25 protein-coding genes are annotated in these 24,917 nt (G+C 72.1%); 8 read left to right on the top strand and 17 right to left on the bottom strand.

Features of this window, described 5'->3' with window-relative positions:
* Positions 1-124: 124 nt before the first annotated feature.
* From ABZ642_RS02440 to ABZ642_RS02390, 11 genes are all read right to left on the bottom strand, one after another.
* Entirely contained in the window at positions 125-1,462 is a 1,338-nt protein-coding gene (locus ABZ642_RS02440) for a GTP-binding protein (protein WP_360475776.1), read from the bottom strand.
* A gap of 2 nt (positions 1,463-1,464) precedes the next feature.
* Positions 1,465-2,403, bottom strand: a complete 939-nt coding sequence (cysD, locus tag ABZ642_RS02435; RefSeq protein ID WP_360475773.1) for a sulfate adenylyltransferase subunit CysD — start codon at positions 2,401-2,403, stop codon at positions 1,465-1,467.
* A complete protein-coding gene (gene cysC, locus ABZ642_RS02430) occupies positions 2,400-2,975 on the bottom strand; it encodes an adenylyl-sulfate kinase (RefSeq protein ID WP_360475770.1) in 576 nt (191 codons plus the stop codon). Before cysC ends, cysD begins: the two co-directional genes overlap by 4 nt.
* Positions 2,972-3,682 carry a phosphoadenylyl-sulfate reductase gene (locus tag ABZ642_RS02425; protein ID WP_360475767.1) on the bottom strand — a complete coding sequence of 237 codons (711 nt, stop codon included), beginning with the start codon at positions 3,680-3,682 and terminating at the stop codon, positions 2,972-2,974. Before ABZ642_RS02425 ends, cysC begins: the two co-directional genes overlap by 4 nt.
* Positions 3,679-3,858, bottom strand: coding sequence for a hypothetical protein (locus tag ABZ642_RS02420; RefSeq protein WP_360475765.1), 180 nt, complete (start codon positions 3,856-3,858; stop codon positions 3,679-3,681). Before ABZ642_RS02420 ends, ABZ642_RS02425 begins: the two co-directional genes overlap by 4 nt.
* Positions 3,855-5,552, bottom strand: coding sequence for a nitrite/sulfite reductase (locus ABZ642_RS02415; RefSeq protein ID WP_360475762.1), 1,698 nt, complete (start codon positions 5,550-5,552; stop codon positions 3,855-3,857). The genes ABZ642_RS02420 and ABZ642_RS02415 overlap by 4 nt, the downstream gene beginning before the upstream one ends.
* A gap of 127 nt (positions 5,553-5,679) precedes the next feature.
* On the bottom strand, positions 5,680-5,763 hold the full coding sequence (locus ABZ642_RS02410; protein WP_360476077.1) for a putative leader peptide: 84 nt from the start codon (positions 5,761-5,763) through the stop codon (positions 5,680-5,682).
* A 92-nt stretch (positions 5,764-5,855) separates the two neighbouring features.
* Positions 5,856-6,446: a GNAT family N-acetyltransferase gene (locus ABZ642_RS02405; protein ID WP_360475759.1), complete on the bottom strand. Its 591-nt coding sequence runs from the start codon at positions 6,444-6,446 to the stop codon at positions 5,856-5,858.
* 112 nt (positions 6,447-6,558) lie between these two features.
* Positions 6,559-7,893: a hypothetical protein gene (locus ABZ642_RS02400; protein ID WP_360475756.1), complete on the bottom strand. Its 1,335-nt coding sequence runs from the start codon at positions 7,891-7,893 to the stop codon at positions 6,559-6,561.
* Positions 7,894-8,125: 232 nt separating this feature from the next.
* A complete protein-coding gene (locus tag ABZ642_RS02395) occupies positions 8,126-9,403 on the bottom strand; it encodes a GAF domain-containing protein (protein WP_360475753.1) in 1,278 nt (425 codons plus the stop codon).
* A 459-nt stretch (positions 9,404-9,862) separates the two neighbouring features.
* Positions 9,863-11,506 (bottom strand): acyl-CoA dehydrogenase family protein, encoded by a 1,644-nt coding sequence (locus ABZ642_RS02390; RefSeq protein ID WP_360475750.1) that lies wholly within the window; start codon positions 11,504-11,506, stop codon positions 9,863-9,865.
* Between the two features lie 149 nt (positions 11,507-11,655).
* On the opposite strand from ABZ642_RS02390, the gene ABZ642_RS02385 reads away from it, so the two are divergent.
* Together ABZ642_RS02385 and ABZ642_RS02380 are read left to right on the top strand one after the other, a co-directional pair.
* On the top strand, positions 11,656-12,789 hold the full coding sequence (locus ABZ642_RS02385) for a YihY/virulence factor BrkB family protein (protein WP_360475747.1): 1,134 nt from the start codon (positions 11,656-11,658) through the stop codon (positions 12,787-12,789).
* Positions 12,790-12,929: 140 nt separating this feature from the next.
* Positions 12,930-13,604, top strand: coding sequence for a helix-turn-helix transcriptional regulator (locus tag ABZ642_RS02380; protein WP_360476074.1), 675 nt, complete (start codon positions 12,930-12,932; stop codon positions 13,602-13,604).
* Here the strand turns inward: ABZ642_RS02380 and ABZ642_RS02375 are convergent.
* Together ABZ642_RS02375 and ABZ642_RS02370 are read right to left on the bottom strand one after the other, a co-directional pair.
* Complete coding sequence (locus ABZ642_RS02375; protein ID WP_360475744.1) at positions 13,590-13,988, bottom strand: VOC family protein; 399 nt, start codon at positions 13,986-13,988, stop codon at positions 13,590-13,592. The two genes, ABZ642_RS02380 and ABZ642_RS02375, sit on opposite strands and share 15 nt — an antisense overlap.
* A gap of 51 nt (positions 13,989-14,039) precedes the next feature.
* On the bottom strand, positions 14,040-14,672 hold the full coding sequence (locus tag ABZ642_RS02370; protein ID WP_360475741.1) for a VOC family protein: 633 nt from the start codon (positions 14,670-14,672) through the stop codon (positions 14,040-14,042).
* Between the two features lie 97 nt (positions 14,673-14,769).
* Here ABZ642_RS02370 and ABZ642_RS02365 point away from each other — a divergent pair, with 97 nt between their 5' ends.
* The 4 genes from ABZ642_RS02365 to ABZ642_RS02350 all read left to right on the top strand — a co-directional run bounded on the left by ABZ642_RS02365 (position 14,770) and on the right by ABZ642_RS02350 (position 17,265).
* Positions 14,770-15,312, top strand: coding sequence for a membrane lipoprotein (locus ABZ642_RS02365; RefSeq protein ID WP_360475738.1), 543 nt, complete (start codon positions 14,770-14,772; stop codon positions 15,310-15,312).
* Between the two features lie 31 nt (positions 15,313-15,343).
* A complete protein-coding gene (locus ABZ642_RS02360) occupies positions 15,344-15,994 on the top strand; it encodes a ThuA domain-containing protein (RefSeq protein WP_360475735.1) in 651 nt (216 codons plus the stop codon).
* Between the two features lie 159 nt (positions 15,995-16,153).
* Positions 16,154-17,026 carry an isocitrate lyase/PEP mutase family protein gene (locus ABZ642_RS02355; RefSeq protein ID WP_360475732.1) on the top strand — a complete coding sequence of 291 codons (873 nt, stop codon included), beginning with the start codon at positions 16,154-16,156 and terminating at the stop codon, positions 17,024-17,026.
* Positions 17,023-17,265, top strand: a complete 243-nt coding sequence (locus tag ABZ642_RS02350) for a hypothetical protein (RefSeq protein WP_360475729.1) — start codon at positions 17,023-17,025, stop codon at positions 17,263-17,265. Before ABZ642_RS02355 ends, ABZ642_RS02350 begins: the two co-directional genes overlap by 4 nt.
* 79 nt (positions 17,266-17,344) lie before the next feature.
* Here ABZ642_RS02350 and ABZ642_RS02345 read toward each other — a convergent pair whose 3' ends face one another.
* Together ABZ642_RS02345 and ABZ642_RS02340 are read right to left on the bottom strand one after the other, a co-directional pair.
* Positions 17,345-17,548, bottom strand: coding sequence for a hypothetical protein (locus ABZ642_RS02345; RefSeq protein ID WP_360475726.1), 204 nt, complete (start codon positions 17,546-17,548; stop codon positions 17,345-17,347).
* A gap of 30 nt (positions 17,549-17,578) precedes the next feature.
* Positions 17,579-18,643, bottom strand: a complete 1,065-nt coding sequence (locus tag ABZ642_RS02340) for a substrate-binding domain-containing protein (protein WP_360475723.1) — start codon at positions 18,641-18,643, stop codon at positions 17,579-17,581.
* Positions 18,644-19,046: 403 nt separating this feature from the next.
* On the opposite strand from ABZ642_RS02340, the gene ABZ642_RS02335 reads away from it, so the two are divergent.
* On the top strand, positions 19,047-19,355 hold the full coding sequence (locus tag ABZ642_RS02335) for a hypothetical protein (RefSeq protein WP_360475720.1): 309 nt from the start codon (positions 19,047-19,049) through the stop codon (positions 19,353-19,355).
* Entirely contained in the window at positions 19,352-20,908 is a 1,557-nt protein-coding gene (locus tag ABZ642_RS02330; protein WP_360475717.1) for a carboxylesterase family protein, read from the top strand. Before ABZ642_RS02335 ends, ABZ642_RS02330 begins: the two co-directional genes overlap by 4 nt.
* 1 nt (position 20,909) lies before the next feature.
* Here the strand turns inward: ABZ642_RS02330 and mmuM are convergent, their stop codons facing one another.
* Together mmuM and ABZ642_RS02320 are read right to left on the bottom strand one after the other, a co-directional pair.
* Entirely contained in the window at positions 20,910-21,827 is a 918-nt protein-coding gene (mmuM, locus tag ABZ642_RS02325) for a homocysteine S-methyltransferase (RefSeq protein ID WP_360475714.1), read from the bottom strand.
* A 290-nt stretch (positions 21,828-22,117) separates the two neighbouring features.
* Positions 22,118-24,856, bottom strand: coding sequence for a SpoIIE family protein phosphatase (locus tag ABZ642_RS02320; RefSeq protein ID WP_360475711.1), 2,739 nt, complete (start codon positions 24,854-24,856; stop codon positions 22,118-22,120).
* Positions 24,857-24,917: the final 61 nt, after the last annotated feature.

Raw genomic sequence — 24,917 nt, 5'->3', positions numbered from 1 at the left:
GCAGGCAGTGCGCGTACGTCAGCACGCACATCGCGCCACCCCGCCCTGCCCGCTCCCGAGGTCGCCGCTGCCGACGCGGCCGCCCTCCTTCGCGAACGTCGAGTAGACGTCGGTCATCGTCATGTCAGAAGTCCCACCCGTCGTTCTCCGCCTCGTCCTTGACAGGCTCGGGGGAGGCGAACGACTCGCCGACCATGCCCGCGGTGAGCGTGGTGCCGTCGGCGGGGTCGATCAGGATGAACGAGCCGGTGCGGCGCGAGTCCGCGTAGGAGTCGACCGGCAGCGGCTCGGCGGTACGGATCTTCACCCGGCCGATGTCGTTGGCGACGAGCTGTCCCGGGTGCGGGTGCAGGGACAGGTCGTCGAGGGTGAGGCGGGACGGGATGTCCTTGACGATCGCCTTGACCGTGCGGGTGCCGTGCTTGAGCAGCACCCGGTGTCCGACGGTCAGCGGCTGGTCCGCCACGTGGCAGACGGTCGCCTCGACCTCCTGGGTGGTGGCCGGGGCGTCCTTCGTCGGCACGATGAGGTCGCCGCGCGAGACGTCGATGTCGTCGGTGAGCAGCAGGGTCACCGACTGGGTCGTCCAGGCCGAGTCGACCGGCCTGCCCAGGAGGTCGATGCCCGAGATCGTGGTCGTACGGCCGGACGGCAGGACCGTGACCGGCTCGCCGACGTGGAAGGTACCGGCGGCGATCTGGCCGGCGTAGCCCCGGTAGTCCGGGTGCTCGGCGGTCTGCGGGCGGATCACGTACTGCACGGGCAGCCGGGCGTGGCAGTGCGCCAGGTCGTGGCTGACCGGGACGGTCTCCAGGTGCTCCAGGACGGTCGGGCCGCCGTACCAGTCCATGTTCGCGGACGGCTCCACGACGTTGTCGCCCACCAGCGCCGAGATCGGGATCGCGGTGACCTCCGGGACGCCCAGCTCGGTCGCGTACGCCGTGAACTCCTCGGCGATCCCGGCGAAGATCGCCTCCTGGTAGGAGACCAGGTCCATCTTGTTGACGGCGAGGACCACGTGCGGGACGCGCAGCAGGGCGGCGATCGCGGCGTGCCGGCGGGTCTGCTCCACGACCCCGTTGCGGGCGTCGACCAGGACCACGGTCAGCTCGGCGGTGGAGGCACCCGTCACCATGTTGCGGGTGTACTGCACATGGCCGGGCGTGTCGGCGAGGATGAACCGCCGCCGCGGCGTGGCGAAGTAACGGTACGCCACGTCGATGGTGATGCCCTGTTCGCGCTCGGCCCGCAGTCCGTCGGTGAGCAGGGCGAGGTCGGGTGCGTCCTGCCCGCGTGAGGCCGAGGCGCGCTCCACGGCCTCCAACTGGTCGGTGAGGACCGACTTGGAGTCGTGCAGCAGCCGTCCGACGAGGGTGGACTTGCCGTCGTCGACCGAACCGGCGGTCGCGAAGCGCAGCAGGGTGGTCTCGGTCAGGCCGAGTTCCGTGGTGGTCGTGCTCATCTCTAGAAGTACCCCTCGCGCTTGCGGTCTTCCATCGCGGCCTCGGAGAGCTTGTCGTCGGCCCGGGTGGCACCGCGCTCGGTGAGCCGGGAGGCGGCGATCTCCGCGATCACGGCGTCCAGCGTGCCGGCGTCGGAGTCGACGGCGCCCGTGCAGGACATGTCACCGACGGTCCGGTACCGCACCTGCCGCTTCTCGACGGTCTCGCCGCCCTTCGGGCCGCCCCACTCGCCGGCGGTCAGCCACATCCCGCCGCGCTGGAAGACCTCACGCTCGTGCGCGAAGTAGATGTCCGGCAGCTCGATCTGCTCGCGGGCGATGTACTGCCAGACGTCCAGCTCGGTCCAGTTGCTCAGGGGAAAGACGCGGACGTGCTCGCCAGGTGCGTGCCGGCCGTTGTAGAGGTTCCACAGCTCGGGGCGCTGGCGGCGCGGGTCCCACTGGGAGAACTCGTCGCGCAGGGAGAACACCCGCTCCTTGGCGCGGGCCTTCTCCTCGTCGCGGCGGCCGCCGCCGAAGACCGCGTCGAAGTTCTCGTTCTGGATCTTCTCGGTGAGCGGGAGCGTCTGGAGCGGGTTGCGGGTGCCGTCCGGGCGTTCCTTGAGCACACCCCGGTCGATGTAGTCCTGTACGGAGGCCACATGGAGGCGCAGCCCATGTGCGGCCACCACACGGTCCCGGTACTCAAGGACCTCGGGGAAGTTGTGTCCGGTGTCCACGTGCAGCAGGGAGAAGGGGACGGCCGCCGGGGCGAACGCCTTCAGGGCCAGGTGCAGCATGACGATGGAGTCCTTGCCGCCGGAGAACAGGATCACCGGCCGCTCGAACTCGCCCGCCACCTCACGGAAGATGTGGACCGCCTCGGACTCCAGCGCGTCCAGGTGGGACAGGGCGTACGGGGTGCCCGTGCCCTCCCCGTGAGCCGCCACGGTCGTCGTCATGCCAGTCCCTTTCCGCTGAGCAGGGCGTGCACGGACGCCGCGGACTCCCGCACGGTCTGGTGCTGCGACTCGATCCGCAGATCGGGCGCCTCGGGCTCCTCGTAGGGGTCGTCGACCCCGGTCAGCCCGGTCAGCTCACCGGCGGCCTGCTTGGCGTACAGACCCTTCACATCGCGTACGGAGCACACCTCGACCGGGGTCGCCACATGCACCTCGACATACGCGGTGCCGTTCTCCTCGTGGCGCTTGCGCACCGCGTCCCGGCTGTCCGCGTAGGGGGCGATCACCGGGACAAGGGCCGTCACGCCGTTGCGGGCCAGCAACTCGGCCAGGAAGCCGATGCGCTGCACGTTGGTGTGCCGGTCCTCGCGGCTGAAGCCGAGGCCCGCCGAGATGAACTCGCGGATCTCGTCGCCGTCGAGCACCTCCACGAGGCGGCCCTCTGCCCGCAGCAGGCCGGCCAGCTCGTACGCGATGGTGGTCTTGCCGGCGCTCGGCAGACCCGTGAGCCAGACGGTGGCTCCGGTCGTCACGTTGTTCTCCTGGTTCGTCGAAGGCGTGGTGGCCGTCATCCGTGCAGCCCGCACTCGGTCTTGGCCCGCCCCGCCCAGCGTCCGGCGCGCGCGTCCTCGCCCTCCAGCACCCGGCGGGTGCAGGGGGCGCAGCCGACGGAGGCGTAGCCGTCCATCAGCAACGGGTTGGTCAGTACGCCGTGTTCGGCGACGTACGCGTCCACGTCGTCCTGGGTCCAGCGGGCGATCGGCGAGATCTTGACCTTCTGCCGCTTCTCGTCCCAGCCGACGACCGGGGTGTTCGCCCGGGTCGGGGACTCGTCGCGGCGCAGCCCGGTCGCCCAGGCGGCGTACTTCGTCAGGCCCTGCTCCAGCGGCTGCACCTTGCGGAGTTTGCAGCACAGGTCGGGGTCGCGGTCGTGCAGCCTGGGGCCGTACTCGGCGTCCTGCTCGGCGACGGTCTGGCGCGGGGTGAGGGTGATGACGTTGACGTCCATCACGGCCTCGACCGCGTCCCGGGTGCCGATGGTCTCCGGGAAGTGGTAGCCGGTGTCGAGGAAGACGACGTCCACGCCCTTCTGGGCGCGTGACGCCAGATGGGCCACCACCGCGTCCTCCATCGAGGAGGTCACGCAGAAACCCTTGCCGAAGGTGTCCACCGCCCACTGGAGGATCTCCAGGGCGGTGGCGTCTTCGAGATCGCGGCCGGCCTGCTCGGCCAGCGCCTTCAATTCGTCGGTGGTGCGGTCTTCCTGAGCTGTGGTCATATCTGTTCCCCTCCGGCGTCGGAGTGCTTCAGCCCCCGGGCGAGCAGCCCGAGGAACTTCAGCTGGAATGCGCGGTTGCAGGCCGCGCATTCCCAGGCGCCGTGGCCCTGCTCGCTGGGACGCAGGTCCTCGTCGCCGCAGTAGGGGCAGTAGAAGGGGGCGGCCCGCTCGCTCATGAGAGGGCCTCCTCACTGGCGCGGGACGCCCAGGCGGCGAACCGCTCGCCGTCCTCGCGCTCCGCCTGGAAACGCCTGAGCACCCGCTCGACGTAGTCCGGCAGCTCCTCCGAGGTCACCTTGAGACCGCGGACCTTGCGGCCGAAACCGGCCTCCAGACCCAGCGCGCCGCCCAGGTGTACCTGGAAGCCCTCGACCTGCTCGCCCTGGTCGTCGAGGACCAGCTGGCCCTTGAGACCGATGTCCGCGACCTGGATGCGGGCGCAGGCGTTCGGGCAGCCGTTGAGGTTGATGGTCAGCGGCTCGTCGAAGTCGGGCAGCCGGCGCTCCAGTTCGTCGATGAGCGCGGAGCCGCGCGCCTTCGTCTCGACGATGGCGAGCTTGCAGTACTCGATGCCGGTGCAGGCCATGGTGCCGCGCCGGAACGAGGACGGCCTGGCGGTCAGGTCCAGCGCCTCCAGGGCCTCGACCAGCGAGTCGACCTGGTCCTCCGTGACATCGAGGACGATCATCTTCTGCTCGACGGTGGTCCGCACCCGGCTCGAGCCGTGTGCCTCGGCGAGGTCGGCGATCTTCGCCAGGGTGGTGCCGTCCACGCGGCCGACGCGCGGGGCGAACCCGACGTAGAAGTTGCCGTCCTGCTGCCGGTGCACGCCGACGTGGTCGCGCCAGCGCTGCAGGGGCTCGGCCGGCGCCGGTCCGTCGACGAGCTTCCGCTCGAGGTACTCGTCCTCGAGGATCTGGCGGAACTTCTCCGCGCCCCAGTCGGCGACCAGGAACTTCAGCCGGGCGCGGGTGCGCAGCCGCCGGTAGCCGTAGTCCCGGAAGATGCCGATGACACCGGCCCAGACGTCCGGGACCTCGTCCAGCGGCACCCAGGCGCCGAGCCGGACGCCGATCTTCGGGTTGGTGGACAGCCCGCCGCCGACCCACAGGTCGAAGCCGGGGCCGTGCTCGGGGTGCTCGACACCCACGAAGGCGATGTCGTTGATCTCGTGCACCACGTCCAGCAGCGGCGAGCCGGAGATCGCGGACTTGAACTTGCGCGGCAGGTTGGAGAACTCCTTGCTGCCGATGAACCGCCGGTTGATCTCGTCGATCGCCCAGCTGCCGTCGATGATCTCGTCCTCGGCGATACCGGCGACCGGCGAGCCGATGACCACCCGCGGGGTGTCGCCGCACGCCTCGGTGGTCGACAGGCCGACGGCCTCGAGACGGTTCCAGATCTCGGGAACGTCTTCGATGCGGATCCAGTGCAGCTGGATGTTCTGCCGGTCGGTGACGTCCGCGCTGCCCCGCGCGAACTCCTGCGAGATCTCGCCGATCACCCGCAGCTGCTGGGTGGTGAGGCGGCCGCCGTCGATCCGCACCCGCAGCATGAAGTACTTGTCGTCCAGCTCCTCCGGCTCCAGGATGGCCGTCTTGCCACCGTCGATGCCGGGCTTGCGCTGCGTGTACAGGCCCCACCAGCGCATACGTCCGCGCAGGTCGTTGGGGTCGATCGAGTCGAAGCCACGCTTGGAGTAGATCGTCTCAATGCGTGTCCGCACATTGAGACCGTCGTCGTCCTTCTTGAACTGTTCGTTGCCGTTGAGCGGGGTGAAGTGACCCATAGCCCACTGACCCTCACCGCGGTGACGACTCACCTTGCGGCGGGGCGCGGAGGCGGCAGGGTTCTGCGGGGTGGCGGCCATGGTGAATACGTCCTTCGGGACAGGCGGGAAAGCGGCTCTTACCTGCGCGTACGGGCGCACGGGGGCATTTCTGCGCGACACTGCGCAAGGGAAGGTCTGGACAGGAAGGGGCGGCGGTGCTGTGCTCTCAGCCCGCCGGACAGATGGCGCTGGACATGCGGCCGAGGTCGACGTGCCGCCGACTCACCAAGGCGGTTCCAGTTCCAGACATGACGGAAGCGTGTCACGCGGATCTCGGGCCAGTCCACCATCGTCCGTGATTCGGACGGATCTATTCTGAATACTGAGACAGGGTGGTGTGGGTCACGCCCCGGGACGTGACTCCGGGCCGGCCCCCGGCCAGGGCCCGGGCGCCGAGACGTCCGGTTCCTCCTCGATCTTCGTGTCGAAGAGCCTGAAGCCCCGTCGCTGGTAGTTGGCCATCGCGTGCTCGCCGTCCAGGCTGCAGGTGTGCACCCACACCCGCTTCGTCGGCGGCCGCCCGGGCCACCGTTCCGCCAGGTCCCAGGCGCGTGCGGCGCCGTACGACAGCAGGTGACCGCCGATCCGGCGGCCCCGGAACGCCGGTATCAGGCCGAAGTAGACGATCTCCACGACCCCGTCGTCCTGCGGTTCCAGCTCGACGTAGCCCGCCGGGGTGCCCCGGTCGTAGCCGACCCAGGTCTCCACGCCCGGCCGCTCCAGGTGCTCCCGCCACCGGGCGTACGTCCAGCCCAGCCGGTCGGTCCAGCGGATGTCGCCGCCGACCGAGGCGTACAGGAAGCGGCTGAACTCGGGGGAGGGGATCCGCGAGCGGACGACCTCGACCGTGTCGCCCTCCGGCGCGGCGGCCGGGAGGAGGTCGGCCGGGGAGGTCTGCTCCAGGGACCAGGTGGTCACGACGATGCTGCTCATGGGAGCCAGGCAATCATCCCGGCCCCGGCCGTGTCGATGTCCGTTGCCGGAGCGACGTGTCGAGTCCGTGTCCGAGCGGCGCGCCGAGTCCGTTGTCCGAGCGACGTGTCGATTATCCGAGCGACGCGTCGATCGAGCGCAGCGGCACCGAGAACAGCATGCGGTCCGTGACCGACCACACCTGGCCCGTGTCGGGGGCGTAGGAGAGCGAGCCGGTGCTCTCGGCCCAGCAGCGGTGCGAGGTGTCCGAGCCGCAGCGGGCCGCCCGCGCGCCCTCGGTGTCCTGCCGCCACAGGCTGCCGTGCCCGTCCATGGCGCCGGGGAGGTGACCGACGTACCACTCGGAGGCGGTCGCACCCGGCGGGCGGTACGACAGGACGCCCCGGATCTCGGAGGCCCCGGTCCGGTACGCCTCGACCGCGTCCGCCCGGCCGGCGGCGTCGGTGGCGAGCGATCCGTCGTGCCGCGGGTTCTCGTCGAACGCATACCGCCACAGCCGGGCCCGCTGATCGCTGCCGGCGGGTGTCCACTCGCCGAGGACCAGACTGTCCGGGGCCGTCCCGCGGTCCACGGAGAGCGCGCTCGGACAGGGCGCACCGGCCGCGGAGCAGGCGCCCGCGGTGAACCGGTACGAGCCCACGGCGGGCATCACGTACCGGAAGCCGTCGGCCGACCAGCCGCCGGGCACCCGGCCGACCGCGTCGGTCAGCACCGAGGTGCGCTGGATGCGGTTGAGGTCGTAGACGTAGAGCGCGTCGGCGCTGCCCGGGGTGGTGGTGACCAGCAGCTTGTCCTCGTACCAGGCCATGCCCGAGATCTCCGAGGTCAGGCCCCGGTAGGTACGGCCGTCGGCGCTGGGCACGGTCAGCAGGACCCAGGAGTACGAGGGGTGTGCCGGGTCGTTCTCGTTCACGACCGCGACCCTGGCCAGGCCCCGGGAGGCGGCGGGGCCGCTGGAGGTGCTGTGCGTCCAGCCGGCCAGGACGACCCGGTTGGCGCCCCACAGGCCGTCGTCGTCCGCGTCGGACGAGGTGGTCACCGAGGCCGGCCGCCAGTCGTCGGTGAGGGTGTCGGTGGGGTCCCAGCAGTACGCCTCGGTGGCCGCCGGGGTGACCGGCAGCGAGTCCCGGTCGTCGGAGTCGCAGTCGGCCGCCCCGCGCAGGGTGTGGTCGGCGTCCGCCAGGACGTCGGCGACCCCGACCGTGCCGCCCATCGCCGAGGCGAGCCGGTCCAGCGAGCGGCGCGGCACCAGGTGTTCCTGAAGCTGGAGGCGCGCGGTGTCGGCGGCGGAGGTCAGCGGCTTCAGCGCGCCCGGGTCCTCGGCGACGGTGGCCTGCGAGGCGCTGACGATCGTGGCGGTCGCGGTGAGCGCCAGCGCGGCCCCGGCCAGGGCGGCGCGCAGTGCCGCGCCCCGCCTGCGCCGCCGGTGTCTCCCGCGATGCTTCATGTTTCCTCCCGAGGCGGGCCAACTGCGCCCCATGGTCCGTACGTTGACCGAGGAGCAGCTGGGGAAGCCCGCATCGGGATGCTACGGCAGTAGCGGCGGCCGTACCGCGAAGACCCCGCAAATATGCGGAAGATACGTCACCGGATGCCCCTGATGCGTTAAATGAGCCCCGGGGAGCGGGCCTTCACACCGGCCCTCACCCGGCCCTCACACCCCGCCTTCGAACCGGCCTTCACGCGGACCGGGGGCCCGGCCCTCTGCCCGCCGCCACCGCCGGGGCGTTCGAGCAGGGCAGCAGGTCGCGCGGGTCGGCGGGGAGCACCACCTCGATCTCCGCGTCCTCCCGGAAGCGATAGGGCCGGTGTTCGAGCAGCGCCCCCAGATAGCGCCGGATCCTGGACATCTCGGCGCGCACGGTCACCGTCCGTGAGGCGTCCCCGAAGACGTCCTCGGCCAGCCCGGCCGCGCTCCGCCCGGTGCGCCGTACCGCCAGCAGATACAGCAACTCGGCGTGCCGGGGACTCAGTTCCCTTGACCAGGAGCAGGCGCCGCCGCCCACCGTCACCGAGGGCCGGCGCGGCTGGGCCAGGTCCAGCACCAGCCGGCCGCCGCCCGCCGGTGCCGGCTCGTCCACCGCCCGCAGCAGCCAGCCCCCCGCCAGCGGCTCCACCGAGCACAGCCCCAGCGCCGGCAGCCAGCGTCGGCCCGGCGACAGGGACTTGGGCAGCGCGAGCCGCTGTGGATACGGCATGCCGGTGACCGCCGCCGTCCAGCCGTCGGCGTCCACCGCCAGTGCCCGCCCGCCCAGCCGGGCCAGTACCGGCGCCGCGACCGCACGCAGCCGCTCCAGCGCGGCCAGGTGCAACTCCCGCAACCGGGCCTCGGCGAGTTTGGCCACCGAGTTCACCCAGGCCAGGGTGGCCGGATGCATGGTCTCCAGCGGACCGCTGACGTCCACCACACCGAGCAGCCTGCCGTCCCGGGGGTCGGTGATGGGGGCGCCGGAACACGTCCAGGAACTGAGCGAGCGGACGAAGTGCTCGGCGGCGAAGACCTGGACGGGGCGCCGCACCACCGCCGGGGTGCCGACGCCGTTGGTGCCGACGACGTCTTCGCGCCAGTCGGCGCCTGGTGTGAAGCCGACGCCGTCCGCCTTGCGCAGCACCGGCGAGGAACCCTCGCGCCACAGCACCCGGCCGTCGGCATCGGCGACCACCATGATGTGCTGGGCGACGTCCGCGACCGAAAGCAACCCCTCGCGCAGCACCGGCAGTACGTCCCGGAGCGGTGACTCCTGACGTCTGCGCCGGACTTCGTCGGCAGACAGCAGCCCCGAACGGAAGTCGTGTTCGGGGTCGACGCCGCCGCGCAGCATCCGCCCCCAGGACTTCTCGATCACCGGCCGGGGCGCGATCCGCCCACGCTGTCCGGCGAGTCTCGCCTCGCGCAGTTCGCTCAGTAACCGTGCCGCCTGCGCCGCGTCCACCGCGGCGAGTCGCGCCACGTCCATCGGCGGGTTCCCCACTGAGGTCCTCCCGGACAGTCCTCGGAAAAGGTGTGGAAGTGTCTTGTCAAGCCGTCCGGGCGGCGGTTTCCGGTCCGGCTGTGCGTCTCATACTGCCGTTTTCCAGTGCCGGAGGCACACAGTCCGCACACAGACACCGATATGTTGCAACCCCTTGCAACCCTGGTGAACGGACCGGGTGTGGCCGAAAATTGAGCCGACGCTCCGGCGTCGTGGCCTGACATGGGCCGAAGCGGGGGTGGTGCCGTGTCGGCGCAGCACCACCCCCGCGTCAGCCTGCGGCGCGTCGACCGTGCGCGGACGGGCGCGTCGACCGTGCGCGGACGGGCGCGTCGACCGTGCGCGGACGGGGGTGCGGCTGACGGTGTGCAGGCGGTTGACGGTGGTGTGCGGCTCGTCGCGCCCACGCGGCGGAGCCGCATATCGATACTGCCCCGCGCCCCTTCAGGCAGGGATGCGCACCCGTGCTCGATCCACCACGGAGGCCAGGTCCAGGCCCTTCGGCAGGGTGCCGAAGGATGAACCCCAGTCGTTGCCCAGTCTTGACGCGCAGAAGGCGTCGGCCACCTCCGGGGGTGCGAAGCGGACCAGCAGGGAGCCCTGGAGTACCGTCGCCAGGCGTTCCACCAGGCGTCTGGCCCGGGCCTCCATGCCCTCCAGGTCGGCCAGTTCGGAGAAGAGATCCTTGACCGCGCGGTCCAGGCGGTGGTCGGCGCCGTGGGCGCGGCCGATCTCCTGGAGGTAGGCGTCCAGCGCCCCTGGCTCGCGTCGCAACGCCCGCAGGACGTCCAGCGCCTGGATGTTCCCCGCGCCCTCCCAGACCGAGTTCAGCGGTGACTCGCGCACCAGCCGGGGCAGCCCCGACTCCTCCGCGTAGCCGTTGCCGCCCAGGCACTCGGCGGCCTCCACGGCGACCGGCGCGCAGCGCTTGGTCACCCAGTACTTGGCGGCCGGCAACGCCAGCCGCAACAGGGCCCGTTCGGCCTCGCTGCCGTCGTCGTAGGCGGCGGCCAGCCGGAGCGCGAGCGTCGTCGCGGCCTCCGATTCGATCGCGAGGTCGGCCAGGACGTTGCGCATCAGCGGCTTGTCGGCGAGTTTCCCGCCGAACGCCTCGCGGTGCGTGCAGTGGTGCACGGCCTGGGCCACCGCCTGCCGCATCAGCCCCGCCGAGCCCAGTACGCAGTCGAGCCGGGTCGCGGCGACCATCTCGATGATGGTCCGCACCCCGCGCCCCTCCTCGCCCACGCGCCGCGCCCAGGTGCCGTCGAACTCCACCTCGCTCGACGCGTTCGACCGGTTGCCGAGCTTGTCCTTGAGGCGCTGGAGGAGGAAGACGTTGCGGGTGCCGTCCGCCAGGACACGCGGCACCAGGAAACAGGTCAGTCCGCCCGGTGCCTGGGCCAGCACCAGGAAGCCGTCGGACATCGGTGCCGAGCAGAACCACTTGTGTCCGGTGAGCGTGTACGTCCCGGACTCGGCGAGCGGGGCGGCGGTGGTCGTGTTCGCGCGTACGTCGCTGCCGCCCTGCTTCTCCGTCATGCCCATGCCGAAGAGGGCGCCGGCCTTCTGTGCCGCGGGCCGCAGCTCACGGTCGTAGATCACGGACGTCAGCAGCGGCTCCCACACGGCGGCCAGCTCCGGGTCGGTGCGCAGCGCGGGCACCGCCGCGTTCGTCATCGACAGCGGGCAGCAGTTCCCGGCCTCGGCCTGGGTCCAGACCAGGAAGGCGGCCGCCCGCCGGACGTGCCCGGACGGCCGTACCCAGCCGCTGGTCAGGCCGGCGCCCACGCCCTTGCCGAGCAGCCGGTGCCAGGCGGGATGGAACTCGACCTCGTCGACTCGGTTGCCGTAGCGGTCGTGGGTGCGCAGCCGCGGCGGGTGCTCGTTGGCCTGCGTCCCCCACTCCTGCACCTGCGCCGAACCGGCCGAGACGCCGATCGAGGACAGCTCGGCGCGCACCTCGTCCAGCGGCTCCGGGGCGGTGTGCCGGGTCACCGCCTCGACGAGGACGCGGTCGGCGGCGAAGAGGTCGTATCCGACCAGCGGGGGCGGCTGGTTGGTCACGGTATGGGTGGTGGTGCCTGCCATGTCTGCGAACCTACCCGGGGCGACGGCGGTGGTCTCCAGCGTGACACAGGGGTACCCCAGGGCGCCCCGCAAGATCCTGCGGGGCCCGGAAGATCGCTTCGGGACCCCGGAAGATGAGTACTGCCCCGGACGGCGGATACCGTTAGGGCGTGCAGCCAGCAAGCGATACCCCCGAGCGGCCCTCCGGCCGGCTCCACCGGGCCAGGGCCCTCTACCGGAACGTCTCCAAGCGCAGGACGGCCTGGCTGCTGATCAAGGACACCGTCAATTCCTGCATGGAGTACCGCATCCTCGGCCTCGCCGCCGAGGCCGCCTTCTTCACCCTGCTGTCCGTCCCGCCGCTGCTGCTCAGCCTCATCGGACTGCTCGGCTACGTCGACGACTGGACCGGCGCCCACACCATCGCCAGCCTGGAGACCAACCTCCTGGACGCCTCCCGCACGGTCCTGTCCGACAAGGGCGTGAAGGAGATCGCGGAGCCGATCCTGCACGACGTGGTGCGGGGCGGCCGCCCCGACGTGATCTCCATCGGCTTCCTGTTCGCCCTGTGGTCCGGCTCCCGCGCGGTGAACGTCTTCATCGACACGATCACCGTGATGTACGGCCTCGACGGCGTCCGGGGCATCGTGAAGACCCGGATCGTGTCCTTCCTGCTCTTCATCGCCGCGCTGCTGATCGGCTCCGTGGCGCTGCCGCTGATGGTGGCCGGGCCGGACGCGGTGGTCGGGATCGTGCCCTGGTCGGAGACGCTCGTACAGGTCCTGTACTGGCCGGTCGTGATCGTCCTGTCCGTCGTCTTCCTGACCACGCTGTACCACGTCTCCGTGCCGGTGCGCTCCCCGTGGATCGAGGACGTGCCGGGCGCCCTGGTCGCCCTGGCCATGTGGGTCCTCGGCAGCTTCCTGCTGCGCATCTACCTGACCAGCACCATCGAGGGCGCGACGATCTACGGCTCCCTGGCCGCGTCCGTCGCCGTGCTGCTGTGGATCGGTGTGGCGGCCTTCGCCGTGCTGGTCGGCGCCGCCATGAACGCCGCCATCGACCGGGTCTGGCCGGCCGCCGCCACGGCCGCGGCCCGCGCCGCCAACGAACGGCTGCGGGAGGCCCAGGTCGCCGAGTACGTCGCCCGCGCGGCCGCGGCGCGGGAGGTCGACCCCGACGATCCGGACATGCCGTCCGAGTTCCCGGAACGCTGGTCCCGCTTCCTGCCGCCCGAGGACGTCACGGCGCGGTTGCGTACGCATGTGAAGAGCAGCCATCCGCCGCGGAAGCCGGAGGCCTGAGGGCCGGGGCCGGGTTCGTTTCGGGGGTTCGCGTCTCGGGCGGGGTGCGGGTTCGCTGTGGCTGATCGCGCCCAGGCGGCGGCAGCCGCATATCGAACACAGCCCCGCGCCCCTGAAGGGGCGCGTCTATGCTGGCGCAGGTGTACAGGGAGCGGGCGTCTCTTCTCTCCGGTGCGGTCGTCTGGGTGAACACCCCCGGCGAGGGCGGATCGGGGCGGGTGCTGCCCGACGGGTGTATGGATCTGCTCTGGCACGAGGGGCGGCTGCTGGTCGCCGGGCCCGACACGCGCGCGTATGTCACCGAGGGCGCCCGGGGTGTGTGGGTGGGCCTGCGTTTCTACCCCGGTACCGCGCCCGGCGTCCTCGGCGTCCCGGCGCACGAACTGCTCGACCGGCGGGTGGACCTGAGTGACCTCTGGTCGCCCCCCGTGGTGCGCCGGCTGCGTACCCGGGTCGGCGCCGCCACTGATCCCGTCGCCGCGCTGGAGCAGATCGCCCTGGAGCGGGCCGTCCCGCCCGACCCGTTTCTGAAGCGGCTCGTCGAAGCCCTGGACGCGGGGCGCGCCGTGGCCGCCGTGGCCGATGAGCTCGGCCTGGGGGCCCGCCAGTTGCACCGGCGCAGTCGCGACGCGTTCGGCTACGGGCCCAAGACGCTCGCGCGGGTGCTCCGGATGCAGCGGGCGCTCGCGCTCGCCCGGGACGGGGTGCCGCTCGCGGAGACGGCGGTCCGGGCGGGGTACGCCGACCAGCCTCATCTCGCCCGGGACGTACGGGAGCTGGCGGGTCTGCCGCTGACCGGACTACTCGGCGGGTAGCGGGGCGAACAGGTCGACGCCGTTGCCGTCGGGATCGTGCACGGTGGCGTACCGCTGGCCCCAGAAGGCGTCCCACGGCTTGAGCTCGCCGTGGTACCCGGCGCCGACCAGGTCCTCGTAGACCGCGTCCACCTCGGCGGGCGAACCGCAGCGGAAGGCGAGCCCCACCCGGCCGCCGCCGGCCGGCGGGCGCCAGGCCGGGTGGAAGGAGCGGACCGTCTCCTCGGTGTCCAGGGCGAGGGTGAGTCCGCCGGGCAACTCGGCCTCGACATGCGGTTGTTCCTCGGCGCCGGGCGGGAAGTCCAGGCCCAGGCGACGGTAGAAGGCGAGGGACGCGGTCAGGTCGGAGGCGACCAGGCCGATCACGGCGAATCGTGGAGTCATGACGTCACCGTAGGCGGCGGGCCGAGCGCCGGTCTTGAAGGAATCGGACACTCAGGAGAAGGTCACGGCTCCCCGCGGGGTGTCGACGGTGAAGGAGAACGCCACCGGCCCCTCGGCCAGGGTCAGGTCCGTGCCCAGGGCCCTCAGCAGGGGGCGGACCGCCGCGGGGTCGGGGACGGTCGCGGACACCGCGAGCAGCGGGGTGACCGGCAGCGCGGAGGCCGTCGGGTGGCGTGAGGAACCCCAGTCGATCAGGAACGGCACCAGGCCGGAGGGGTGCGCGGTGGTGCTGTCGGTCAGCCGCCACTCCAGCAGCGTTCCGTCGGGGCGCCGGCGGCTCATCGGACGTGGGTCACCGGGGTCGTAGCCCCGGGCCCGCGCGGCCGTGACCGTCGCGTCCAGGTCCCGCGGGCGGATCGCCCAGGTCACCGTGCGGGCGGCGGTGAGCCCGTCGACGCCGAAGGGGCGGGCGCCGGGCGGTACGGACTGCTCCGGGTCCGGGCCGATGATCTCCAGGTAGCCGGTGCCGCCCAGGGACACCAGATGGTTGCGGGTGCCGAGATCCGGGTGGGCACCGCCGGCGGCCGGCGTCACACCGGTCCGCCGGGCGAAGTCGGCCACCGTCGCGGCGAGGTCGGGGGTGGCCAGCACCAGGTGGTCGAGGAGGGGCGGGGTGGCGTTCATCGACGCCGAGGCTAGGCGCCGTCGGCGACGACGGACAAGCGGCGGGGCGAACGGAAATCCCGATGCCCGTGGAACGTCCGTGCGGCACGATGGGCGCATGATCCGTGCCGTGCGCGCCCTGCCGCCGCTGCTTCTCGCCGCCGCCCTGCTCACCGGATGCGGTAGCGAGAAGGTGGCCCCCGGAGCCTCCGTCTCGTCCGCCGACCCGGCCGAACTCGCCGCCAAGGCAAAGGCGTTGGGAATCGATCCGGAGCTGGTCTATGCCACCGCCGCCCCGGGGTTCACCCTCGCCCAGCAGTCCGTCGGAGTGCAGGGCGACGACGGATTCTCCGCCGCCTACACGGACAGCACCGGCGCCGTCATCCACCTCTACACCGACCACCCGCGCTACGCCGGGACCCACAAGTACGAGGTGACGAAGAAGGACTGCGTGGTGTGGCTCGAAGGTGAGGGCGGGGTCTCCGCCGCCGTACTGGGCAAGGCGCTCGGCGCGATCCACCGCCCCACCGCGGGCGAGCTGGACACCCTGCTGCCCACCCCCGACCCCGCCTTCACCGACGACCAGCCGGTACAGCGCGGCGACCTGCCGTCCAACGGCGACGGCGCACCCGACAACAGCGTGCCGACGCCCGGCCTTTGAACTGTCGGCGGCCATGGGCGACCATGCGGCCATGGCCCCTCGACTGCTCGTGCACACCCGCACCACCGGCTACCGCCACGACTCGATCCCCGACGCCGTCGCCGCCGTACGGGAGTTCACCGATTTCGACGTCGACGCCACCGAGGACCCGGCCGCCCTGGAACAGCCGCTGGACGGGTACGCGGCCGTCGTCTTCCTCTCCACCAGCGGCGAGATCCTGACCCCGCGGGGCCGCGCCCGGCTGGCCGCCCACGTCGAGGCGGGCGGCGGCTTCGCCGGTGTGCACGCGGCGGCCTGCACCGAGTACGACTGGCCGTACTACGGCGAACTCCTCGGCGCCCGCTTCGACCGCCACCCGCAGTACCAGCCCGGCCGGGCGCTCGTCGAGGACCACGACCATCCGGCGACCCGGGAGCTGCCGGCCGTCTGGGACTTCACCGACGAGTGGTACGACTTCCGGGACAACCCGCGCGGCCGGGTCCGGGTGCTGCTGCGCGCCGACGAGTCGTCGTACGAGGGCGGCACCATGGGCGACGACCATCCGCTGGCCTGGTGCCGCGAGCAGGGGGCCGGACGGGTGTTCTTCACGGCACTCGGGCACGCCCGGGAGGCGTACCGGGATCCGGCCTTCCTGGCCCATCTGCACGGGGGTCTCGCCTGGGCCGCGCGGCTCGGCCAGTGACGTTTCTCCGGTGAACCCGATCCGCCATTGGGGTGAGTAAAGCTCGCGCACGCAGATAGTCACGTGAGTATCTAGAGATGCTCTTGTCTTGGCAAAGGGCTGTCGAGACGCGGAGGCCACCGAGCCGCCGCGCCACCCACCCACAGGAGGAGCCGGACCTTGACTTACGGGAAGAAGCTGCGCGAGCAGATCGCCGGGCCGGGGACCACCCCGTTGATCGGCGTGTACGACATGTACTCGGCGTCGATCGCGGCCAAGCACTACGACGGGATGTTCGTCTCCGGTTTCGGCTTCGCCGCGTCGTACTACGGCCTGCCGGACATCGGATTCATCGCCTGGCCCGACATGGTGGCCTTCGTCCAGCGATTGCGGGGCGCGTTCCCGCACCACCACCTCCTCGTCGACATCGACGACGGGTACGTCGACCCCGAGGTCGCCTGCCATGTCGTCGAGGGGCTGGAGCGGATCGGCGCCTCCGGGGTGATCCTGGAGGACCAGAAGCGGCCCCGCCGCTGCGGGCACGCCGACGGCAAGCAGGTACTGCCCCTGGAGGAGTACCTGGACAAGTTGGAGAAGGTCCTGGAGACCCGTCAGGATCTGCTCGTCGTGGCCCGTACGGACGCCACCGACGAGCACGACATCCTGCACCGCGCGGAGCGGCTGGCCGCCACCGACGCCGACGTGATCCTCGTCGACGGGGTCCGCAGCGAGGAGTGGATCCGCCGGATCCGCAAGGTCGTCGGCGACAAACCGCTGCTCTTCAACCAGATCGGCGGCGGCAAGTCACCCCGGCTCTCGCTCACCGAACTGGACGAGCTCGGCGTCGACGTCGCCATCTACTCCACCCCGTGTCTGTTCGCCGCGCACGAGGCCATGGAGAGCGCGCTCGGCGAGCTCAAGGCGGCGGACGGCCGGCTGCCCGAGGTGGACGCGGCCGGCGGTGTCGGGGTCAAGGCGTCCACCACCCTGCTGGAGCGCAACATCGCACGGGAACGGCTCGACGAGCCCGAGCCCGAGGGTGTGGGCGTGTGACGCGGTTGCCGACGGCTGTGGCGGTCGCGGCCGTGCTTCTCGGCGCGGCCGCGGTCCCCACGCACGCGGCCGGGAGCCTGATCACCGTGATCGACAACTCCAACGCGGACTCCATCCTGGAGGTGGACCGCACGGCGAACGTCCAGGCCGGGCGGGGCACGGCCGGCAGCGACCACGACGGCAGCGCCGTGGACGCGATCCAGGCGATGCTCGGTGAGCCTCTTCGAGCCGACGACTGAAAGACCGGCCGATGGGGAACTGCGGGTCCGTTGCGGCTGGACGCGCAGTTCCCCGCGCCCTTGACGGGGGCGCTCCGCCTCAGTCCTCGTTCGGGTCCGGGCGGCCGTTCTCGTCCAGCTCCACGTCCTCCTTCGGGTCGTGCTCGTCGGCCGGGGTCGCCACCGTGGCGCGGTGCTCGGCCGGGGCGACGGTACGGGTCGTGGCCCGGGCGGTGCCCAGGACCGTGGTCACGGCGGCCACGGCCAGGGCGCAGGCCGCCGCGGTGCGCAGGGTGAGATTCATGCACTGGAAACGATCTTGAAGGGACCGCGGTCACCCTCGTGCGGCCGAACGGGCAGACGGGGCGGCCGTACTCGCCCGCTCCACCAGCCGTGTCGACAGCTCGGTCCGGGTGCCCTCCGGACGGTCCCCGTGCATCAGCCGCACCAGCAACCGCAGCGCGGTCGCCGCCATCTCCGCGAGCGGCTGGCGGACCGTGGTCAGCGCCGGGTTGCCCCAGCGTGCCTCGGGCAGATCGCCGAAGCCGACCACACTGATGTCGTCGGGCACCCGCAGCCCGCGCTCGGCCAGTGCCGTGTACGCCCCGAGCGCCATCCGGTCCGAGCAGACGAACACGGCGGTCGGCGGTTCCGGCAGGTCGAGCAGTTCGTGCATACGATGCCGGGCCGTGCCCTCGTCGAAGCTCGCGTGCCGCACGTACCCGCCGCGCTGGTGCAGCCCGGCCGCGGCGAGCGCCGAACGGTAACCGGCCACCCGGGCGCCGCTGCACATGCTGCGCCGGCCGCCGGCGATCACCGCGATGCGCTCATGGCCGAGGCCGAGCAGATGCTCGGTCGCGGACACCCCGCCCTGCCAGTTCGCGGCCCCGACCGACACGGCTCCCGCCGGGGGTTCGTGGACCGGGTCGAGCAGCACGTACGGGATGCGGTGGTGGTCCAGCCAGGCGTACTGCGGCGGCGTCAGCTCGGCCAGGTCGAACAGCACTCCGCAGGAGCCGCGTGCGGTGAGCTTGTCCAGCCAGCCGCGTTCCGGGTGGCCGGCCCGGGTCCGGGTCGGCCCCGCCGACACCACGACCTCAAGACCCGCCTCGTAGGCCGCCTCCTCCACGCCGTGCAGCACCGCGCCCGCCCACGAGCTGTCTAGCGCGTGCACCACCAGGTCGATCAGGGTGGGGGACTTCGCCGTGTCGAACCGCGGTCTGCGGACATAGCCGAGCCGTTCGAGGGCCGCGGTGACCCGGCGGCGGGTCTCGGGGGCCACGTCGTCACGGCCGTTGACCACCTTCGACGCGGTCGGCACCGAGACGCCGGCTTCGCGGGCCACCACCGCCAGCGTCGGCCCGGCGGCCGCCACGCTCGAACCCCCGGCACGGACCATGGGGAACCGCCTCTCCGGCCCGCCCTTGGGCCAACGAAAGTAACGAAAGTTGCGACCAACGCTGCTTCCGCGGTCTGTGTGCAAGCCGTGCAGTAAGCGCTTCCTACGATAGGTGCACGTCAACTCGGCGTGAAGACCTGGGAATTCGCGGGATCATCCGCGGCGGGACTTTCGGAACTTCGAACAGGGATGGTCGGATCAGGCGAGCGCGGGCGACGGCCGCGGTCGTCCGTGGCGGCGAAGGGCAGAACTACGGCCCGCTCTACGACGACATCGCCGCCGCCGACCGGAACGCCCCGCACCGGAAGGCCGGCGGCGCCGAGACCGACTCCGTCTGCGCCGCGAACACCCTCAATGCCTGGTCGACGACGCTGACATCGGTCACCGGAGATGCCGGCGACGGATGGGCGCGGTCCGTGAGACGGTCCGGAACCGGGGCGACGGTCTCTACTCCTACGACGACCGGCGGTTCATGAGGGCCGAACACATCTCCGCCAGGTACTACAGCCTGGCCGCCCCCGAGGGCGGCGGCGGGGATCGCGGGTCCGACAGCGGCGGGTACGACCAACTCGGCCTCGGCGCCCCTATGTACGCCAAGTGGCCGCGCGCGGCCGCCCGAACGCCGTGGGTGCCGGAATACCGGGAACGGGTGTGGTGCTCTTGTCGTACCGGCGTTGAGGCACGCGCGGCGGGAGGAGCTGGTGGCGGATGACGGCAGAACGGACGGACGTCAAGGACCCCGTGGTCGGTACCGCGTACGGGGCGGTGCGCGGCAGGTGGGAGAGGTCGGTCGCGGTGTTCCGCGGCATCCCCTACGCCGCCCCGCCGTTCGGGGCGCACCGGTTCCGTCCGCCCGTGCCGCCCGAGCCCTGGGACGGCGTGCGGGACGCGGGTGCCTTCGGGCCGACGGCGCCCAAACCGCCGTACTCGGAGGCGTTCGCGGAGTACCTGTCCGACCCGGTGGTCCCCGGCGACGACTTCCTCAACCTCAATGTGTGGACCCCGGCGCCGGGCCCCGGCTCCCGGCTCCCGGTCCTGCTCTGGCTGCACGGCGGCGCCCTGACCAGGGGCTCGTCTGCCGTGCCCGTGTACGACGGTCATGCGTTCGCGCGTGACGGGGTGGTCTTCGTCTCGGTCAACTACCGGCTGGGGGTCGAGGGCTACGGGCTGTTCCCCGACACCCCGCACAACCCCGGCCTGCGCGACCAACTCGCCGCCCTGCGCTGGGTCCACGACACGATCGCCGGGTTCGGCGGCGACCCGGACCGCATCACCCTCTGCGGCCAGTCCGCGGGAGCCATCAGCGCCGGCGCCCTGCTCGCCGCGCCCCAGGCCCAGGGACTGGTCCGCCGGGCCGTGCTGCAGAGCGGGCCGCCCGAAGCCGCGGAGCGTGACAAGGTCCGGCGGATGGTCCGCCGGATGGCCAACCGCCTGAAGATCCCCGCCACCGCCCAGGCCTTCGCCGAGGTCGACCGCGAACTGCTGCTGCGCACCCAGGCCGAGGTCGGCAGGCTGAGCAGCCCGGTCCTGGGCGGCCCCGCCTTCGGGATCGTCGTCGACGGCGACCTCGTCCCGCGCGACCCCCTGCAGGCACTCCTCGACGGCGGGGCGGCCGACGGCGTCGACCTCCTCATGGGCTGGACCCGCGACGAGTACCGGCTCTGGCTGGTCCCCGGCGGCCTGCTCGACCACGTCGACCGGCTCGGCCCGGTCGCCTTCGCCGGCGCCATGGCCCGCTGCCACGCCGGCCACGAGGTGCCGCGCGGTTACCGCGCCCTGCACCCCGAGGCCGGCCCCGCCGAGACCGTCGGCCAGATGGTCACCGACCACCTGCTGCGTCGCCCGCTGCACCGGCTGGCCGAGGCCCGCCCGGGCTCGTCCTACCTGTACGAGTTCGCCTGGCCCTCCAACCGCCCCCGACTCGGCGCCTGCCATGCCCTGGAGCTGGGCTTCGTCTTCGATACCGGGGACGGGCCCGACGCGGCCCGGCTGGCCGGCGAGGGTGCGCCGCAGCAACTGGCCGACGAGATGCACGGCGCCTGGGTCCGCTTCGCCGCCACCGGCGACCCCGGCTGGCAGTCCTGGGACGACACCCACCCGGTCCGCGTCCTCGGCGACGGCGAGCCCCGTACGGTGTCCGGCCCCCGGGACCGCGAGTTCGCCCTTTGGACACCCACCGACGTACCGCACCCCGAGCGCACCGCCGAACTGGCCCTGGCCGTACGCCGGCTGCGCCGCTCAATGGCCGCCGTACGCCGCCACTGAGTCAGATCGCCCGGGCGATCCCACCGATCGCCTCCGGCCCCACCCGACAGCACCCACCGATCAGCCGAGCCCCCGCGTCCCGCCATCCCTCCACCTGCCCGGGGTCGAACAGCGACCGCCCCGTCCACGCCCGAGCCTCCGCGTCCCACACCTCCCCACTGTTGGGATAGACGACCACCGGCTTCCCGGTCACCCGCGCCGCCACCTCGACCGCCCCGGGCACCTCCTCGGGCGCACAGCAGTTCACCCCCACGGCGATCACCTCGTCCACATCGGAGGCCAGGGCGAACGCCTCCTCCAGCGGCTGCCCCGCCCGAGTCCGCCCACCCGCCACGCTGTACGACAGCCAGGCCGGCACCCCCAGCCCCCGTACCGCCCGCAGCATCGCCGCCGCCTCCTCCGTGTCCGGCACGGTCTCCAGCGCGAGCACGTCCGGCCCCGCCCCGGCCAGTACCTCGAGGCGCGGCCGATGGAACCGCTCCAGTTCCCCGACGCTCAGCCCGTACCGCCCCCGGTACTCCGAGCCGTCCGCCAGCATCGCCCCGTACGGCCCGACCGACGCGGCCACCCACAACGGCCGTACGATCCCCTCCGTCCGGGCCCGCCGTACCGCGTCGCGCCCCAGCCGCACGCTCAGCGCGAGCAGCCCAGCGGCCTCCTCGTGAGGGATTCCGCGCCCGGCGAAGCCCTCGAACGTGGCCTGGTAGCTGGCGGTGATCGCGACGTCCGCGCCCGCCCTGAAGTACGCGAGGTGCGCGTCGCTGACCGCGTCGGGCCGGTCGGCCAGCAGCCGTGCCGACCACAGCGCGTCGCTGAGGTCGTGTCCGGCGGAGGCCAGCTGGTTGGACATACCGCCGTCGAGCACGACCGTCCCGGCGGCGAGGGCGTCGGCGAGGCTGGGGGAGTTGTCGCTGGTCATGCCCCCGACGCTAGTCGACCAGGTCTCGACCGACCGGCCGTGTCCATGGCATGAACAGAACGCGGTCGGGGCGGTGGCGGGCCCGACGGTACGGCGGGGACCGGACGAGGCCCGGGTGGGTTCCTCCGCCTCGGCGGCGCACGAGGGCTGAAGCGCAGGTGGGGGCCGTCACGGTGGTTCCGGGGGCGTTCGGGAAGCGGGAAAGCCTGCGATCGAATGTCCGGGTCCGCATGACGGGCCACGCCGCGGTCTAACAGGGCGTGCTGTTCGTGTTCGTGGGCATCCCAGCTCTACCAGTGCGTGCTGTTCGTGGTCGCGGGCATCCCGGTGTACGTGTGGCCGCGTGGCCGGCCGCCGCGGGAAGTCACCGGGGACGTCTGACACACCGCTTCCTCCGGTCGGTGTCCGGCCCCCGTGCTGCCCCGCGCCGTGGCCGGCCTCATGAAGGTGCCGATGATCGCTTCGACCCACTGCCGTCCCCGGGCGATCCTGCCGAAGCGGAGTCTGTCGAGCTGGTCCGGGCCGACGGCCGTCGGCGCGTCGCTGGTCGGGTACGGTCGGGGTGTCGAGGACTCCTGCGCCCGAGGCGGGGCAAGGTCCTGTTCGGACCAGACGACCTTGCCGCCCGGCACCGGGCGGGAGTCCCATCTGCGCGACAGCTGGGCGACCAGGAAGAGGCCGCGGCCGTTCTCGTCGGTGGTGTGTGCGCGATGCAGACGCGGCAGGCAGTCGGTGGTGTCGAACACCTCGCAGGTCAGGACTTGGTGCCGGATCAGTCGCAGACCGATCGGGCCGGTGCTGTGGCGGACGGCGTTGGTGACCAGTTCACTGACGATCAGTTCCGTCGAGTCCTCGAGACCGTCCAGATCCCATTCGGCCAGCTGGCCGGCTGCCAGCTGGCGGGCGCTGCGGACAGCGGTCTCGTCACCCGGCAGCGTCCAGGCGGCGACCTGGGCCGGGCTGAGCGAGAGGGTGCGGACGAGGAGCAGGGTGACGTCGTCGGACGGTGCCTGGCCCGGGACGGTCTCCATCGCGCGGGTGCAGAGGTCTTCCAGGGAGCACCTCGGCTCCGCCAGGGCCGCGCCCAGGCGGTGCATTCCCGCGTCGATGTCGTGGTCCCGGGTCTCGATCAGGCCGTCGGTGTACAGGGCGAGGAGACTTCCCTCGGGCAGTTCCAGCTCCACGGCCTCGAAAGGGCTCCCCAGCCCGACGCCGAGCGGGGTTCCGGTGGGCAGGTCGGGGAAGGTGACCCGGCCCTGCGGGTCGACGATCGCGGGCGGGGGGTGCCCGGCCCGTGCCATGGCGCACTTCCGGGTGGCCGGGTCGTAGACCGCGTACAGACAGGTGGCGCCCATCACGGCGGCCAACTGGTCCCGGGTGTCGGGGGCTCCCTCACTCAGTCGCTCCAGCGTGTCGTCGAGGCGGGCCAGCAGTTCGTCGGGCGGCAGCTCCAGCTCGGCGAGCATGTGTACGGCGGTGCGGAGCCGGCCCATGGCCGCGGTGGCGTTGATGCCGTGGCCGACCACGTCGCCGACGACGAGGGCGACCCGGGCGCCGGACAGCGGGATCACGTCGAACCAGTCGCCCCCGACACCGATGTCCATGTCGGCGGGCAGATAACGGGAGGCCGCCTCGACCGCCGTGCCGCCCCGCAGACGCTGCGGGAGCAGGTTGCACTGGAGCGCGAGGGCCGCGGCGTGTTCGCGGGCGTACAGGCGGGCGTTGTCCAGCGACAGCGCGACGCGGCTGACGAGTTCCTCGGCGAGGAGCAGGTCGTCCTCCTGGAACGGCACCGGGTCCTCGGTGCGGATGAACAAGGCCACCCCCAGCAGGACGTGCCTCACGCGAATGGGGACGACCATCAGGGAGTGCATGCCGTGCTCGCGGATCATCCGCGCCCGTACCGGGTCCTCGTCGACCCAGGTGCCCGGCGCGGCGTCCAGGACCGGCTCCAGATGGGACCTCCCGGTGCGCAGGACGTCGGTGAAGGGCGCGCCGGGCGGCGCGGGGACCGGCTCACCGCGGACCCACGGGGATTCCGGGATCCCCGGGCGGATCGAGGCCAGACCGGCCCGCCGGAAGACGGGGAGGCGCTCGCCCACCGGGCCGAGGTGGACCGCGGGACCTTCGCCGGTCGGGACCGAATGCTCCAGGTCGACGACGGCGTAGTCGGCGAACAGGGGCACGGCGAGGTCGGCCAGTTCCTGGCTGGTCCGCATTACGTCCAGGGTGCTGCCAAGACGCGTACCGGCCTCACTGAGGATCGCGAGGCGCTCCTGCGCCCGCCGGCTCTCGGTGACGTCGACGCTGATCGCGCACACCCCCAGCGCCTGGCCTTCGGCGTCCTGGAGGCAGAAGAACGACGTCGCGAGGATGTGCTCCCGGCGCGGATCCGCCGGCAGCCGCCTGCGGAACTCGTGGACGCTGCTGGTGCCGGTGCGGAGGGTCTGCCGCATCACCGCCTCGCATGCTTCGGCCTCGCCGCGGGGCAGAGTGTCGATGGGCCGGCGTCCGAGCCGTTGCTCACGGGAGACGCCGTCGTGGCTCTCCATCGTGTCGTTCACCCAGGTGCACCGCAGTCGCGGGTCACGAATGACGATGCCGATCGGCGCGCGGGTGAGCAGCGATTCCCGCACCGATCCGCTCGTCGCCTCCTGGGAGAGCTCGCGGAGGTCGGTCACGGACACGAGCCACCGGACTGCTCCGTCCTGCCCCCACAGCATCGAGATCCGCAGGCTGACGGTGAGCAACCGGCCGTCCCGGTGGCGTACTGCCGTGGTGCCCGACCAGCCCTTCTGAACGCGGCATCGCTCGACGAACGCCGATATCGTCGGGGCTTCCTCGAAGGAGGGCAGCACGAGTGCGGCGGACTGTCCCACCACGTCCCCGGCGGGGTGTCCGACCAGCCGCTCGGCGGCCTTCGTCCAGCCGAGCACCGTCCCCTGCTCGTCGAGCATCCCGATCGCCGAGTCGGATATCGGCTGCGTGTTCATCTGCTTGCTGAGGGTCGCCTCGTCAGTGGTGGGCATCGAGCTCATGTCCTTAGGTAAGCGGGGGGAGGTGGTGGGGCCCGTTTCCTTCCCGAATCCA

This window comes from Streptomyces sp. NPDC007157, from assembly GCF_040634235.1.
Lineage (GTDB): Bacteria > Actinomycetota > Actinomycetes > Streptomycetales > Streptomycetaceae > Streptomyces.
This window is presented reverse-complemented; position numbering and strand designations above follow the sequence as displayed.

What these genes read in the sequence shown, in the direction of transcription:
- ABZ642_RS02330 (WP_360475717.1), top strand. Translation starts at nt 19,352, where the DNA reads ATGACGGCAGAACGGACGGACGTCAAGGACCCCGTGGTCGGTACCGCG.
- ABZ642_RS02395 (WP_360475753.1), bottom strand. Translation starts at nt 9,403, where the DNA reads ATGGACGTGGCGCGACTCGCCGCGGTGGACGCGGCGCAGGCGGCACGG.
- ABZ642_RS02375 (WP_360475744.1), bottom strand. Translation starts at nt 13,988, where the DNA reads ATGACTCCACGATTCGCCGTGATCGGCCTGGTCGCCTCCGACCTGACC.
- ABZ642_RS02390 (WP_360475750.1), bottom strand. Translation starts at nt 11,506, where the DNA reads ATGGCAGGCACCACCACCCATACCGTGACCAACCAGCCGCCCCCGCTG.
- ABZ642_RS02320 (WP_360475711.1), bottom strand. Translation starts at nt 24,856, where the DNA reads ATGCCCACCACTGACGAGGCGACCCTCAGCAAGCAGATGAACACGCAG.
- ABZ642_RS02415 (WP_360475762.1), bottom strand. Translation starts at nt 5,552, where the DNA reads ATGGCCGCCACCCCGCAGAACCCTGCCGCCTCCGCGCCCCGCCGCAAG.
- ABZ642_RS02425 (WP_360475767.1), bottom strand. Translation starts at nt 3,682, where the DNA reads ATGACCACAGCTCAGGAAGACCGCACCACCGACGAATTGAAGGCGCTG.
- ABZ642_RS02360 (WP_360475735.1), top strand. Translation starts at nt 15,344, where the DNA reads ATGGCCCCTCGACTGCTCGTGCACACCCGCACCACCGGCTACCGCCAC.
- ABZ642_RS02340 (WP_360475723.1), bottom strand. Translation starts at nt 18,643, where the DNA reads ATGGTCCGTGCCGGGGGTTCGAGCGTGGCGGCCGCCGGGCCGACGCTG.
- ABZ642_RS02405 (WP_360475759.1), bottom strand. Translation starts at nt 6,446, where the DNA reads ATGAGCAGCATCGTCGTGACCACCTGGTCCCTGGAGCAGACCTCCCCG.
- ABZ642_RS02440 (WP_360475776.1), bottom strand. Translation starts at nt 1,462, where the DNA reads ATGAGCACGACCACCACGGAACTCGGCCTGACCGAGACCACCCTGCTG.
- ABZ642_RS02370 (WP_360475741.1), bottom strand. Translation starts at nt 14,672, where the DNA reads ATGAACGCCACCCCGCCCCTCCTCGACCACCTGGTGCTGGCCACCCCC.
- ABZ642_RS02400 (WP_360475756.1), bottom strand. Translation starts at nt 7,893, where the DNA reads ATGAAGCATCGCGGGAGACACCGGCGGCGCAGGCGGGGCGCGGCACTG.
- ABZ642_RS02420 (WP_360475765.1), bottom strand. Translation starts at nt 3,858, where the DNA reads ATGAGCGAGCGGGCCGCCCCCTTCTACTGCCCCTACTGCGGCGACGAG.
- cysC (WP_360475770.1), bottom strand. Translation starts at nt 2,975, where the DNA reads ATGACGGCCACCACGCCTTCGACGAACCAGGAGAACAACGTGACGACC.
- ABZ642_RS02335 (WP_360475720.1), top strand. Translation starts at nt 19,047, where the DNA reads ATGGGCGCGGTCCGTGAGACGGTCCGGAACCGGGGCGACGGTCTCTAC.
- cysD (WP_360475773.1), bottom strand. Translation starts at nt 2,403, where the DNA reads ATGACGACGACCGTGGCGGCTCACGGGGAGGGCACGGGCACCCCGTAC.
- ABZ642_RS02345 (WP_360475726.1), bottom strand. Translation starts at nt 17,548, where the DNA reads ATGAATCTCACCCTGCGCACCGCGGCGGCCTGCGCCCTGGCCGTGGCC.
- ABZ642_RS02410 (WP_360476077.1), bottom strand. Translation starts at nt 5,763, where the DNA reads ATGTCTGGAACTGGAACCGCCTTGGTGAGTCGGCGGCACGTCGACCTC.
- ABZ642_RS02365 (WP_360475738.1), top strand. Translation starts at nt 14,770, where the DNA reads ATGATCCGTGCCGTGCGCGCCCTGCCGCCGCTGCTTCTCGCCGCCGCC.
- mmuM (WP_360475714.1), bottom strand. Translation starts at nt 21,827, where the DNA reads ATGACCAGCGACAACTCCCCCAGCCTCGCCGACGCCCTCGCCGCCGGG.